This window comes from Thermaerobacter sp. PB12/4term, assembly GCF_003403315.2.
Classification (GTDB): domain Bacteria; phylum Bacillota; class Sulfobacillia; order Thermaerobacterales; family Thermaerobacteraceae; genus Thermaerobacter.
On the sequence record NZ_CP048407.1, the window covers coordinates 2162500 to 2176217 of the forward strand.

At 62.8% G+C, this 13718-nt stretch carries 14 protein-coding genes; all 14 read right to left on the minus strand.

All coding sequences use genetic code 11. The annotated features are described in order from the left end of the window. Positions 1-276 precede the first annotated feature (276 nt). On the minus strand, positions 277-498 hold the full coding sequence (locus DYI95_RS08995; protein ID WP_116900123.1) for a hypothetical protein: 222 nt from the start codon (positions 496-498) through the stop codon (positions 277-279). Between the two features lie 610 nt (positions 499-1108). Continuing rightward, positions 1109-1984 carry an aminopeptidase gene (locus DYI95_RS09000; protein ID WP_243149975.1) on the minus strand — a complete coding sequence of 292 codons (876 nt, stop codon included), beginning with the start codon at positions 1982-1984 and terminating at the stop codon, positions 1109-1111. Positions 1985-2202: 218 nt separating this feature from the next. Beyond that, positions 2203-3846, minus strand: a complete 1644-nt coding sequence (locus DYI95_RS09005) for an OPT/YSL family transporter (RefSeq protein ID WP_203530623.1) — start codon at positions 3844-3846, stop codon at positions 2203-2205. Between the two features lie 26 nt (positions 3847-3872). Then, complete coding sequence (locus tag DYI95_RS09010; RefSeq protein ID WP_116900120.1) at positions 3873-4802, minus strand: DUF1177 domain-containing protein; 930 nt, start codon at positions 4800-4802, stop codon at positions 3873-3875. A gap of 63 nt (positions 4803-4865) precedes the next feature. Then, on the minus strand, positions 4866-5927 hold the full coding sequence (locus tag DYI95_RS09015; protein ID WP_116900155.1) for a DUF917 family protein: 1062 nt from the start codon (positions 5925-5927) through the stop codon (positions 4866-4868). A gap of 116 nt (positions 5928-6043) precedes the next feature. Continuing rightward, on the minus strand, positions 6044-6727 hold the full coding sequence (locus tag DYI95_RS09020) for an aspartate/glutamate racemase family protein (protein ID WP_116900119.1): 684 nt from the start codon (positions 6725-6727) through the stop codon (positions 6044-6046). Further along, positions 6724-7341 carry an AroM family protein gene (locus DYI95_RS09025; protein ID WP_116900118.1) on the minus strand — a complete coding sequence of 206 codons (618 nt, stop codon included), beginning with the start codon at positions 7339-7341 and terminating at the stop codon, positions 6724-6726. The genes DYI95_RS09020 and DYI95_RS09025 overlap by 4 nt, the downstream gene beginning before the upstream one ends. Beyond that, a complete protein-coding gene (locus DYI95_RS09030) occupies positions 7271-8179 on the minus strand; it encodes an IclR family transcriptional regulator (RefSeq protein WP_116900117.1) in 909 nt (302 codons plus the stop codon). Before DYI95_RS09030 ends, DYI95_RS09025 begins: the two co-directional genes overlap by 71 nt. Before the next feature lie 178 nt (positions 8180-8357). Then, a complete protein-coding gene (locus DYI95_RS09035) occupies positions 8358-9323 on the minus strand; it encodes an aminopeptidase (RefSeq protein ID WP_116900116.1) in 966 nt (321 codons plus the stop codon). Next, positions 9320-10537, minus strand: a complete 1218-nt coding sequence (locus DYI95_RS09040) for an aminotransferase class V-fold PLP-dependent enzyme (RefSeq protein WP_116900154.1) — start codon at positions 10535-10537, stop codon at positions 9320-9322. The genes DYI95_RS09035 and DYI95_RS09040 overlap by 4 nt, the downstream gene beginning before the upstream one ends. A gap of 22 nt (positions 10538-10559) precedes the next feature. Further along, entirely contained in the window at positions 10560-11657 is a 1098-nt protein-coding gene (locus DYI95_RS09045; protein WP_203530628.1) for an aminopeptidase P family protein, read from the minus strand. Positions 11658-11815: 158 nt separating this feature from the next. Beyond that, positions 11816-12130 (minus strand): aldehyde dehydrogenase family protein, encoded by a 315-nt coding sequence (locus DYI95_RS09050; RefSeq protein ID WP_116900115.1) that lies wholly within the window; start codon positions 12128-12130, stop codon positions 11816-11818. Between the two features lie 71 nt (positions 12131-12201). Beyond that, positions 12202-12954: an SDR family NAD(P)-dependent oxidoreductase gene (locus DYI95_RS09055; protein ID WP_116900114.1), complete on the minus strand. Its 753-nt coding sequence runs from the start codon at positions 12952-12954 to the stop codon at positions 12202-12204. Between the two features lie 259 nt (positions 12955-13213). Next, positions 13214-13624, minus strand: a complete 411-nt coding sequence (locus tag DYI95_RS09060; protein WP_116900152.1) for a MaoC/PaaZ C-terminal domain-containing protein — start codon at positions 13622-13624, stop codon at positions 13214-13216. Positions 13625-13718: the final 94 nt, after the last annotated feature.

A 13718-nucleotide genomic window follows, 5' to 3' on the forward strand; every position in this document is an offset into this window, starting at 1 on the left:
CACAATTCGGGGTGAGCAGGCGAAAATCCTGGGGAGTGAGCGGAGCCGGAAGACGTGGCCCGGGGTGCGGAGGTGTGCGGCGGTACTGGGCTCGGCCTAGGCAATCCGGGGTAGGGATCGTCACTTGCCGTGAAGCAGGTCGGTGCCGCGGTCTGCGCCGGCGTGAGTGGACGGCGCAGACCGCGACATGCCCCGCACGTTGGGTGCATCCCCGTCCGTTTGAACCCTGAAGTCCACCCCGAAGGGGGCTGCACCGGCCGCAGCAGCGTGCCAACCCTACAGGTTGAACACCACCAACCGCAGGTCCGTCAGGTGCTCGATGGCGTACCGCGGCCCCTCGCGGCCGATGCCGCTGCCCTTGACGCCGCCCACCTCGATCTTGCGGGCGGCCTTCATGGCCGAGTGGGACAACGTGTGGAGCTTCTTCCCATTCTCCCGGACGAGGCGGACGGCTTCGGCCCGGAACTCGGGAGGGTACGGCGGCTTGGTGGCCGGCATGGAGATCACCCTTTCCGGGGCTTACGCCCCAAGTATCGGGGTGTCCACGAAACCGGGGCAAGGCCATCGCCAGCGGCTGAGACAGAGGACCGAGGAGCTCAGGTCGCAGCACCCCCAGGTGGCGGCCTTATTACGGGATGCCGAGGACGACGTGTTGGCCTACATGGCCTTCCCGGCGGAAAACTGGCTTAGGTAGTCGGGGCCGGCCGGTGCGGCCCCGACCATTTGCACCACCACGAGGGACTCTGACAGTGGTGCTCAGTCAAGAGGATGATTAGGGCGCACGCTGTCGCATCAACTGGACGAACTACGTCGCAACTCCCCACCGAGTTCATCCCAACAGTCGGCCCAGCGAGCAATAAACCGCACGCGCCGAGGCACCAGGGCACCGGCGATGTTCAGCCGGCACTGTACACTGGTGACTATCTGCCGGTGCTCGGGCCGGCCCGCGGGTTGCGGACAAGACCGCCGACCTCTTGGGCCATGGCAGGCATTGTCCGTGGGTCTCGCATCCTGCACGGGCACGCCCCTTCGACGCGTCGTTCCAGGGTTCAGCGATCCGCCCCTATGGCCCTTCCAGGTCCGATGCAGCGAGCGGTTACAATCGGTCTTACACGTACACACGGCCATCCCCTACCAGAAGCACGCCATCCACATAAAGTTGGGGTCGTAAGACGACCGCGTCGATGTGAAGCCCGGCTTCAATGGACCCACCGAAGCTCGCATTGCTGCCGAAGGCAATGTGGACCGTACCGTAAATTTTTTCGTCTTCAAGGACCGTGCCCGTCAGGCGTGCCGCGTCATTGGTGCCGATTCCCAATTCAGCCACCATGCGTCCCTGGGGGCTCTGATCCAACAATTTGAGCAGCCGTTCGGCGTCCGGTCCCTCTGCCGAAACAAGACGACCATTTTCAATGTGTAAAAGCAGCGGATCCTGCAATAATCCCAGACCGGCTACGGACCCATCCACGAAAAGGTCACCGTTCGCGCTTCCCTCAACCGGTGCAAGGTAGGCCTCTCCAGAAGGCAGATTGCCTGCACTTCCCGGATCACGGTAAACTCCGGTCGACGCAATGGCACGGCGTCCGGTGATGTCGAGGAACAGCTCATACTTTTCGCCACTGATCAGCCGGACCGCCCGCCCGCCGTCAAGAATGCGGGCCACTTGTTCGGTTCGGCGGCGGACCACTTCGTAGTCCGCCGTTATCGCTCCGCGATATAACATATCTTCGGTAATACCCGGCATCGTTGCCACCCTCGCACCGGCATCGGTGGCCCGCCGGCGTGCCGCAGTATGGGTCAAGGATCGAGTGGTCGGGGCAATGACTACATCCGCAGCGGCCATGGCCGCGGCCACGGCCGCCGGCGGCTCCTGCCCATCCGCCGTTCGTTCCGACATAACAACCAAAACGGCATCGGCGCCCAGCGCGAGTCCAGCCCTAAAGAACAGGTTCCCCATCGATACTTTCCCAGCATCGGTCACCACGACCAAGCGCTCACCGTGCTTTAAACCCATGCACGTCGTCAAAATCCTAGCTGCAATTTCTTCATGGCCCATATTGATCCCCCACATCCTTCGAATGCGGCGAAAATCGATATCGCATGTTCAATTCGACGCCACCGCTCGATCAACGATGCGAGTCGGCGGACACCATGTCCGCCGACCCTTTGACCACCAGCATCAATCCTTAAAGGCTGCGTTCGTCATCGGACTTTGAGAATCGAATTAAAGAAGCTATACAACGCGTCGCCGGCAATGATACCTGCCGCGGTGATGCTCATGGGCGTTTCAGCCTCGGCCCCGTACCGGCGGCTAATCACCACGCGCAACAGAATGCCGACCAGTACCGCCCAGCCCGCCAGCGGCATGTTAATCAGCAACCCGGTCGCCAGCAAGATACCCATCTGGCGCGAAGGTCCGCCGAGGAATTGAATCAAGGCACCGGGTATAGCCGCCAGCAATAGCTTGGTCAAGATCGAAGGATCCTCGACACCGGCTTGAATCGTTGCCGCAAATACCCGGTCCACCGGAGGGATCAGATCCTTTTGGAAGTAGTTCGGCCAAACCAGCGCAACAATTGCAGCCGCGATGACAAACGCAATCAGATCGGCTCGAAATTGCTGGCGCCGGCCCTCGAGTTCAAAGGCTCGGCTTCCTTCACGGCGCCTCAGCAACCAGCCTGCTTTCAAATCGTACCCCATGTCGGCAAAAGCAGGCCCGGTGGAGGCGGTGTATCCGGTAAGTAGGGCCAGGGGCACCGCGGGGAACCCCATGAGCATTCCTAACACGAGAAAGATCAGCGTCACCGCAAAGGCCGGGAACCACCCCGCATGCATTGCTGACAAGCCAACAATGAGTTCCGAGACAAGAGCAGCCACCGCTGCGAACAAAATCCACAGCGCAATTTGGCCACCGGACATTTCTGAAACAAGCCCACCGATTACAGCCAATATGATGGCACCAATGATGTACAACCCGAATCCGCTCGTTAGCACCCGCCCGATGGTCCGTTCGTCAACCGTCGTTTCAAGTGCCCCGTTCCAATCACCCACGTTGCGTCCCCGTTCGCTTTCCGGAGACTCCCCGCCTTGTCGACGCAGGAGAATGAGCGTGATTTGCAGCAGCGCAACGACGCCGGCGCCAATCATCATGCCGTGGGGGATATAGAGAGCATTCAAATCGATCCCCCACAAGGGCTGGGAATAACCACGGAGCAACAGACCGACACCAAACATCGTCAGCGCCCATACGTTTCCTATGAAAGCCACGCCGAACGCCGACATGGGCACCTTCAGAATCGACCCGATCAAGCCGATAAGTGTACCCCACAGGAGGAGCCGGGCCCGCCGCCCGCCCTCGTCTCCCGCCAAGATCGCCTCGGCCGTTGCAATACCCGGAGGCCATGCACCGGAGGCGGGAAAGATGCGGGAGTCGAAGAGGCGGTACATGATCCACGCATCCACGAATAAGCCGATTGCTGCCCCAACCAGCATCGGCCATACGAGGTCAGGCCGCCCAATGGCGAAGGGTATGCCCATCGGCAGCAGCAGTGAATTGGCGGCGCCGAAGGTGGCACCCGAGATACCCGTTTGGATTAAATTCTGCCGATGGATGGAACGGAAAGGCCGCAAGAACCCTACAGGAATGCGGGCGGCTAACATGGCGATAAGGGCACCAATAATGGCGGTATTTGCCGTGATGCCTAATTGCGTGATGAGTTGCAGGCCAATGATGGCACCAATAACGGACAAGATAACGTTTAAAGCCAGGGGAACAGGCTCAAAGATACTCGGATGCCGACCCTTCGCTGTTTCCATCTCTTCTCGAGAAACAATGTTCTGCATCATCTCACCTCACCCGGAATGCCCTGCGATTACCGTTGAACTTGAAGCACGACCATGCGACCGTAGAGGTCACAGAGACGGCGGTACTCACTCTCGTAGTAGAATTTGAACTTGCCCTGACCAAATAACTTGGCGACCTCGATGACATACCGAACTGCCAACGCAATGTCGACTTCGTGACTGGCTCCGGTGGCGGAGCCAGGAACCATGGTCTCCGTGGTGATGGCAAGGCCCACCACCGGTGCCGATGTGGCCACCGCCGGCTGCATGATGCTGTTGAGGTGGTGGACCCCATTACCGTAGGGAGTGATGTCTTGCATTGTGATGGGTAACACAACCGGCAGTCGTCCCGTCACGATTTCGTAGACATCCAGCAGATCATCGGTTAGCCGGAGAATCCATCCCTCCTTTACCGGGGCGGTGATGGCAATGCCCCGATGGTTACAAATTCGATTCCCCTTGGTGGTGTCGATCGAAATCACCGCGTCCATTGCGGCGTCGACTTCCATGGCGTTCATCGTGGCGATGTCCACTGGGGATCCCATGAAGGGCACCGGATCGTGGGGCTGGGTCGGCGCATCCGGGCAAATATGGGTTGTGATGATGACGTCGCCGGCCAGCATGTCCCCGCGTCGGTGCATGTCCGCTAGCTTTAACCCTGCGGCCAAGGCGGCCACGGCGCCGTCACCGTCGGACACGTAACCGATCTGTTCTGGCCGGGCGCCAAGGCCACCCAACCGGCCGATGATGCCCAGGGTGGGGGCAGATCCTCCTTGGGTCTTCCCTCGTGTCCCGGGAATGACGACTTTGACAAAGTCCGTTTTCCCTTGGGAGCCTTCAACCGTTCGGACCTCGACGTTCGTCCAGTCGTAGCGCGCAAACAAATCGCGGATCGTTTCTCCGCTTGCCTGAGGGGAATCCACCGCATCAAGTACTTCCAGGACGTATTTCAGCGCCACGACGGACCGCCTCCTTTCGTCCTTTGGATGCTCCACGTCCAAAAGCCGCCCAATCAAGCGGCCTCAAAAATAGGTAGCCATCGCTTTTCCGAGGACGCGTTCCACGGGAAGAAGCGCGTCGGCGTGACGAACACCGGCTCCCAGGGGGATTCTCTCCTTGGGGATCATGATCACCACCACGTGGCGACCGTTTTGAATCTCGGCGGACGTCACGGGGATCCCGCTGTCAACATCCACCGTGGCGATCAGATCGGGGAAGGTGGCCAAACGTTGGCCCGCCCGCTCGGCGGTCATGTACTCGTTCCAGAACGTCAACTCCAAGTCTCCGACAACCAGTGAGCCTACATCGTAGCCACCCGTGGTCTCCAGGCGGTAGTCCTTGACCTCTCCCTCGGCCAGGACCTCGCCCCCCAGCCGCTCAATCAGGGCGCGGGCGACAGCCCGGCCACCATGGGGAGCCTGTTCGTCAATCAAGGCGCCCACTTCGATGGCGAAGGTAATGGCCCCCGCGGCCCCATGCTCGCGGACCCACGAGGCAGGGACCGGATTGCGCGCCACCGCCACGAGCCCACCCGCCTCGACTGCCGCTTGGCGGACCACCCGGTCGACGACGGCGAGGGCTCCCTCCACCACAAGGCTTACCCGCCGCGCCCGGCGAGGATCCCCCCCGACGGCGGCTTGGACCGAGCGGTAGCCATCGAGGCGGTCCAAACCCATGGAACCCATGACCCCGGTGGGGTGAGCGCGCCCATTGCCGGCGGCGTCCACCACCGGAATGCCCGTCATCGCCGATTGGAACCACCCATTTAACGTCGCCAGGCCGCCGTTCTCGGAGGTGATGAGGCCGGCAATACGCCCGTTGAGGCGCTGATTCAAGGCCTGCAAAGCTGCCACGTAATCCGCCGGCTTCACATATTGATCTTTTGCCGCGGGCGCTCCGACAGCCGAGACCGTCACGACCACGTCCTCGTCGTTCAAGTCATCCAAGCGAACCAATTGGGGATCGCCGACCGTGAAGGCGAGTTCGCCCAGGTTGATGCCCTCCGACAAGGCTCCCCCGCCTCCACCTCCCAGGAAGGCGCCGCCTAGGGCGGCATGACGAACCTGCGCACGATCCAGCCGCATCACCCATCCACCATCCTTTTCCTGGACGATTGGGACCCGATGTCACTCTGAGGCGCTGACCGGCCGCCGGCGGATGGCCTTTGTTTGCCCCGCCAGGGGAAGAACTCGGCGACCGGTTAGCGAACGGACCGTTGGGGGTTTAGCGGATCCCGGGGAAGCGCAGGATTCGTATCGGTGGCATAGCGCAGGATCAGCCCGGCTGCCAGCACCGGGTCGACCACCGGCACGCCCAATTCCGCGCGAATGCGGGGAGCGACACCGACGGTCACAAAGCCGGTGCAGCCAAAGAGGATGACATCGGCACCCTGCTGAACTAGCCCTCGCGCCGCATCCACCGCCCGATCCCGTGCACCCGGTTCCAGCAAATGGGTTGTGTTGGTTACACCTTGGGGGCGAGCCACGGCCACGACGCGGTCTCCCAAAACCCTGGCGATGGGGGCAGGCACATCCGGCGTAATGGACAGCACACCCACCCGGCCACCCAGCGCAAGCGCCACGGCCGCTCCCGCCGAACCCGCTCCGACCACGGGCACAGGGACCTCTGCGCGCACCTCGTCCAGGGCGGGATCGGCCGCACAACTGATCAAGATCCCTCGGCAACCCTCTGCCGCCATTTGCTGGGCCAGGGCGATGATCTTGGGCCGAGCCAGCGCTTCGGTCGCCTCATCATAAATCCCGCGCGGCTGATCGGGAATGCAACGGCTGAGCGTCGGCAGACCGTACTCTTTTTCCAGCAACCGCCCGTGGGCTTGAAGGATCTCCGCGTCGTCGATGGTGAGGACCCTGATAATCCCGATCACGCGATCACCTCCGCTACCAGGCGCGCGACGATGGATCGAGCCAACAACACCGGCACCCCGGTCATTTGCCGGACCTGCTCCTTCATCCCTTGGGTGTAGCCCATGCAATCCAGCACCACGTAATCAACCCCGGCCTCCCTCAAGACGTGCGCTGCTGCTTCCAGTTCAGCGCCATGGCCGTAGGGTGAGGCCGACGCGACATGGAGGTGGCCGGCCACCGACTCCCACTTCTCGCGCGTCAAGCCTTCTTGGGCCGCCAACGGGCAAAGAATGCCCAGGCGACTCCCTCCTGCGATCGCCCGAACGCCTTCGACCAACAAGCGTTCCGCGAACAGCAAGGGCTTGCGATGGGCGAAGGCAGGAAATGTACCGGTGCACACCAGCACCGTCGCGTCCACGCCGGCTTCCTCCAGCTCGTCAATCGCTTGTTGAATCCGTGGAATGATATGGCGCTTGGCAATCACCACGGACGAACCGTCCCTGAGGCGTGTCACCAGGGTGTAGTCGGTGGCGTCCGGATGCAGGGCCGCGATCTCGGTCGCGCTAAGGCCATCGAGGGCGCCCCGCTCCATCACCTCCACCGTGCCCAGCCACTGGACCATTTCGGGCACCATATCGGTGCGCGGCGACTGGCCAATGGTGATCACACCCAATTTCGGTGGACGTTGCACCGCGCTCACTCTCCCCGCTGGGCGTGGTCCCGCCGAGGCGTTGGGAAACGCGGACGGCTGCCTCTTGGGTCAGGGCCACGATGCGCCGCAGGCGCTCAGGCGTAAGGCGGTAAGTTGGCCCGCCACTGCTGATCGCCCCCACCAGCCGTTGTTCTCCGTCGAACACGGGAAACCCAACGGCAAAAGCATCGGGCGTTACTTCACCGACGGAGTGGGCATAACCCACCTCCCGAATCCGCTGCAGTTGCGCCTTGACTTCCTCCACCGACAACCCGTCCGCCGACAATTGGTCCTTTATGGCACGGAGATAAGCCTCAATGCGAGACGGCGGCTGAAAGGCGAGCAGAACCTTGTTCGATGCCCCTCGATGCAGCGGGTAGACGCCTCCGACCTGCATCATCAGCTGGATCTCATGGGACGACTCCACCTTGTCCAAACACACACTGAAGCCGCCGCGTTCCACCGTCAGAAAGGTCGACTCGCCGGTCTCCTGCGAAAGCCACTCCATAACTGGACGCGCCACTTGACGGAGATCGACCCGTCGCGCCGCCGCAAGGCCCAGGATCAGGACCCGTTCGCCCAGGCGATACTTCTTCGTCAGCGGATCCTGCTCCAGATAACCGTGGCGCCGCAACGTGGAGACAAGTCGGAAGGCAACCGCCTTGTTCACCCCGAGGTGCGCGGCCAGACCCGACAGCGACCACTCGGCGGTGTCCTGAAAGCAATCCAGCATTTGCAAGGCCCGGCCGACCGTCTGGAGATACTGATCACGATCTTCCACGAAGTGGTGAGCCCTCCAGGGAGCGCCCGTGGCCCCCGCAGCATCCGAACCGGTTGTCGTGGTTCGTTTTGCGAACCTCTGTTTCGCTGATAGATTACTTCTGCACGGGTACCCCGGATCCTGCAGCCCGGGCCGACGAATTTACGAAAACGCCTGGAGTTCAGCGCGGGGTTGAGGGCTACCCGACGATACGGCCGTCCTCCACCACCAGGTGGTTGTCCAAGTAGAGGGTGGGGCGTAGGATGACGCCGTCGGTGTGGCTTGGGGCATCCACCGTCCCGCCCAAGTTTACGCTGCTGCCGATGCCCACATGGACGCTCCCCAGAATCCGCTCGTCCTGAATCAACCGACCGGAGAGGCTGGCTTTGGGATTGGTCCCCACGCCGATCTCGGCGATATTGTACACGCCCGGGTGATGGAAGGACGCCAGGAATTCTCGGTATTCCTTCGCTTGCCGGCCTCCTTCGATGGCCGTCACCACGCCGCCCTCGACCCGCAGACGAACCGGCTCACGCAGGATGCCGACAGGGGCCAGGCTGCCGTCGAAAACGATCCAACCCTCGGTGGTACCCTCCAGGGGTGCCAGCGCTGTGGTTCCTGCCGGAATGAAGTTCCATTGACCCGGCTGGTCACAGACTCCATCGACGGCCATGGCCGTCCGGTCACCCAAACGCATCGTGACGTCCGTGCCGTTGCGGTCCACGACCCTGGCCGTTCGGGCGTTGGTAAACATCTCTGCCAGGCGGCGGGTCTCACGAGCAAGGCGGTCCTGGTCGACGTCGACCGGTCCCCGCATCATCTCTTCCGTCAGCCCAGAGCACACGAGGACCCGTGCACCGGCGGCGCGGGCCTCCCGCACCGCCTTGGTGTGGGTGATGGACACCGACGGCGCCACCACGACGGCGTCCGCTGCCGCGAAGGCAGCGCCCACGAAGGCGGGCGGCTCGTCGTTCTGACGCTCCAGGGCCGGCCAGGTCACCAGACCCACCCTGGCACTCAGCACCTGACCCGCGGTGACGAACGCGTCCAGTAGCCGCGGGCTTTGGAGCGAGTCACCGGCAATGACAAGACCCTCACCGGACCTGACCTTCAGGTTGTGCATCAACACCTTGTGGGCAATGCGTACCAGTTCCGACACGTTCACCGCCGTTCTTCCTTTCGGATAAGGTCTGCAAGCAAACGGGCTGCTTGTTCGAGGTCCGCTTCCGTGTTGTAGTAATGGGGAGAGATCCGCACAACTTCCTGGACGCCGTGTTTCGTCAGCGCCACATGTGCCATAAAGGATCCTGCCTCGACGATGACGCCCTCTTCCTCGAGCGCCGCCACCACCCGCCGAGGGGCAAGCCCCTGGACGGTGAACGGAATCATGCCAATGCGATCCCTTGATAGCCGGGGACCGAGCACCGTGACGCCGGGAATCTGCTGAAGGAGTTCATAACCGTAATCCGTCAGATGCCGGACACGGTTTGCAATCCACTGGATGTCCAGCTGCTGGGCATACTCCAGGGCAGCCCCCAACCCCAGGATTGCGGGAATATCCGGTAGGCCGGCTTGAAATCGTTTGGCCGTTGCGGCATAGCGGAATTCGTCATCACTGGCCAGCCATTCAGTGCCTCCCCACCCCACCAGCGGCGGGCGCAGGGATTCGATCCATTCGCGGCGTACGTACAACAGGCCGGACCCTTCTGGCCCACGCAACCATTTGCGGCCTGGCGCCGTCAGGAAATCGCAATGCAAACGTTGCACCTGAAGGGGCAACAAGCCGAGCGACTGCGATGCATTAATCAGGTAGAGAACCTCTGGATGCTCCTTCTTCAGGGCCGCTCCGATCTCCGCCACCGGTTGAACCGTTCCAAGCGCATTCGATACATGGGTCAAGGTCACCAGGCGGGTCCGCGGATTGACGGCTGCGACCACCATATCGGGCGTGACAAGGCCGTCCTGCGGGGTTTTGATGACCCGCAGACGTACGCCCTTCTCCTTCGCCAATCGCAGCCAGGGAACATAATTGGAATGGAACTCGATATCGAGGAGAACGATCTCATCGCCTTCCCGCCATGGCAGACCTTCGGCAACCAGGTTGATGCCCTCGGTTCCATTGCGCGTAAAGGCGATTTCCTCTGGGGCGGCCCCAATGAATTCGGCGACCTTCCGTCGAATCTCCTCGACCCGGTCATAGGTTTCAGCCCGAAAACGAGGCAAATAAGGCCCCCACTCGGCGAGGTGCTTGAGGTAAGTCGTCATGGCCTCCACTACAGGCCACGGCGGAGGGGCGGCGGCGGCGGCATCCAGGTAAATGTAGCGGGAAAAAAGGGGCGTGTCCTGGCGAATGCGTTCCAGGTCGTGAACCCGGTCCACGCTCAATGATACGGTCCTCCTTTCACAGTTCCATCAATTCACGGGGATATCGGGTTATACTTTCGAAGCCCTGTTCCGTCACGACCACGTCGTCTTCAATGCGAATGCCACCCTGACCGGGCAGGTAGATGCCTGGCTCAACGGTAAAGGTCATGCCAGGCTGAAGACGCAGTTGATTGCCTTTCATAATATATGGTTCCTCGTGGGCATCGAGGCCAAGGCCATGGCCGGTACGGTGGGAGAAATAGGACCCGTACCCGGCCTCGGTGATGTAGTCCCGGGCCAGCGCATCGATTTCCCCTGCCGTCCGGCCGGGGGCCACACCCTCGCGGGCACGACGCTGTGCCTCGTACACGACCTGGTAAGCATGGCGTAATTCGTCGGAAACACGGCCAACGGCAACGGTCCGCGTGATGTCCGCGACGTAACCTTTATAAATTGCTCCAAAATCCAGGATCACCAGTTCCCCTTCCTCAATGGTCTTAGCCGAAGCGCGACCGTGAGGCAGGGCACCGCGATATCCCGAGGCGACGATGGTCCCAAACGGCGTTCCCTCTGAGCCAAGTTCCCGCATGACCATCTCGAGTCGCGCCGCAATTTCCACCTCTTTACGCCCCGGACGAATCTCCGGCAGGACCCTTTCCAACGCCGTTTCCACAATCGCAACCGCCTCGCGCAGGGAATCCAGCTCGGCGGCATCCTTGCATACCCGAGCAGCGGCGAAGAACTTCGATGCGTCCACCGTGTTGAACGAACCGGCGACGTCTTGCAACAACCGAAACTCAAGCAGGCGCATGACGCCGTATTCGACCCCGAGGCACGCCCCGGCCAACTTCAGTTCCGCCGCCACCTGCCGGAGGGCCGCCGCGGGCCCTTCCTCGTCCTTATACGTCCGAAAGTTCTGCCACGGGCTCACTTCCCGGACACTGGGCAGTTCCAGTTCGGGTAATAGCAAGACGGGCTCTCCCCTGGTCGGCAGAAAGCCCAACATAATCCGCTCACTAACCTTGCCCTTGAAGCCGAAGGTATAGAGAAGATTCGCCCCAGGCATCACCACCACCACGTCGACCCCGCGGGCCATTGCAGCGTCGACAATCTTTTTGACCCTTGCTTCAAACACGCTACCCCTCACCTCCTGGGGTACCTTTTTGCCAACTTTATGCCAACAACCCCCGTTACCACCGCGTACAAGAGATACGTCGCGATTTAGGGCGATCCCTCCTTGAGAGCTACAGGGACTGGCGTATTTGGGGTGATTTCCTTATGTAAAATAGAACTTTAGGAGGAACGATGTTCCTTTAAGGGTTTGCCCGCCTCGGCGGCGATGGTGCGGGCCAGCCCGGGCTTGCGCCGCTTCCGGATCTGCTCGGAGGCCCGCTTGAAAATCGCGTACCGCCGGTACGGGGGCAGGGGGATTTCCCGGTAAGCCCGCCGGGCCGCCGCCACCGCCCGCTCCACATCGTCCCTGCTCGCCCGGGCGACGCAACCGATGACCTCGCCGGTGTGCTTGTTGCAGACCGGAAGGGTCTTGTCCCGATGGCCCCACTGGCCGTCGATGAACAGGCCGCAGGTCGAGGCCGCCACGGTCGTCATGTTCTCACCTCTCCTTCACCCATTAGCCACAGCGGGTTTCACCGCGGCTGCCCCGGTTCAACCGCCGACCCTCATGGCCCACCGCGGACGTAGATCACCTGACCCGATACGTAACTGGCACCCTCGCTGCAGAGGAAGGCGATAACCCCGGCCACATCCTCCGGCTTGCCCACCCTGCGCAAGGCCGTCCGCTCGGCGGCGGCCTTCTTCAACTCCTCGTAGTCGACGCCGGTGCGCTCCGCCACCGCCCGGGTCATCCGCGTCTCCACGAACCCCGGCGCGACCGCGTTGACGTTGATGTTGAACGGACCGAGTTCGATCGCCAGGGTCCGCGCCATGCCCTGGATGCCCGCCTTGGCGGCCGAGTAGTTGGTCTGGCCGCGGTTCCCCAGGGCCGAGGTCGAGGAGAGGAACACCATCTTGCCGTACCGCTGGGGCACCATCACCCGCTGCGCCGCCTGGGCGCAGAGGAACGTGCCCTTAAGGTGGGTGTCGATGACCGCGTCCCAGTCCTCGTCGGTCATCTTGTGGATCAGGTTGTCGCGGATGATCCCGGCGCAGGTGACGAGGAAGTCGAGCCGGCCAAAGGTCTTCACGGCCTGCTCGACCATGGCCTCGACCTGCTGCCGGTCGCGCACGTCGCAAGCCACCGCCAGGGCGCGGCCGCCCTGTTCGCGGATCTGACTGGCGACCTCGTCGGCCGGTCCCTGGTCGACGTCCGAGACCACCACCGCCGCGCCCTCCTGAGCGAAGCGCAGCGCCGTGGCCGCACCGATCCCGCGGCCGCCGCCCGTCACCAGGGCGACCCGATCGGCAAAGCGCATCCGGACTCCTCCTCCCGGCAAGCTGCCATGGATCCGCTACTTGCGGGGTACGACGGGATGTTGCAACCCTCTGCCCTGAGCGGGGTGCGACAGGCATCTTGTCGCTCCTTGCCCTGAGCGGGGAGCGGCGGGCACCCTGTCGCTCCCGTGAGCGGGATACGACGGGCACCCCCGGCTCAGGGGATTGCCCCGTCGCAAAACCAGTGGGACCATCGTCAACCCGTGTCGAGCAGGCACCGGCCCCGGTCACCCGGCCCGATCACCCGTCCGGGACCAGCACCTCTCCCTCACCGGTGGTCACGGCCTCCCCCCTCTGGTTCTCGGCCCAGACCTCAAGCACCACGCGCCGGTGAGCCCCCTCGGGGCGCACCTCCTTGACCCGCCCCTTGCAGGTGAGGACGTCGCCCGGCCGGACCATCTGCCGGAACCGCACCTTCAAGCGGCGCACGTTCTCGGGCCCCGCCAGCTGGGTCAGGTACTGGCCCAGGAAGCCCATGCTCAGCATGCCGTGGGCGATCACGCCGTCGAGACCGACCCGCCGGGCGGTCTCATCGTCGGTGTGGATCAGGTTGTAATCCCCCGAGGCGCCGGCGTACTTGACCAGCTGCACCTTGGTGATGGGCTCCTTCGTCAGGGGAGGAAGCTCCGCGCCCGGCTCCCACTGGCCCATGCGTTCCACCCCTTTCCTTCGTTGACCTGCAGATGTCCCGGCCCGTGGCGGGTCCTGCCGGCACGCCGGCCTTTCCCGCGGCCCCCCGGCCGGC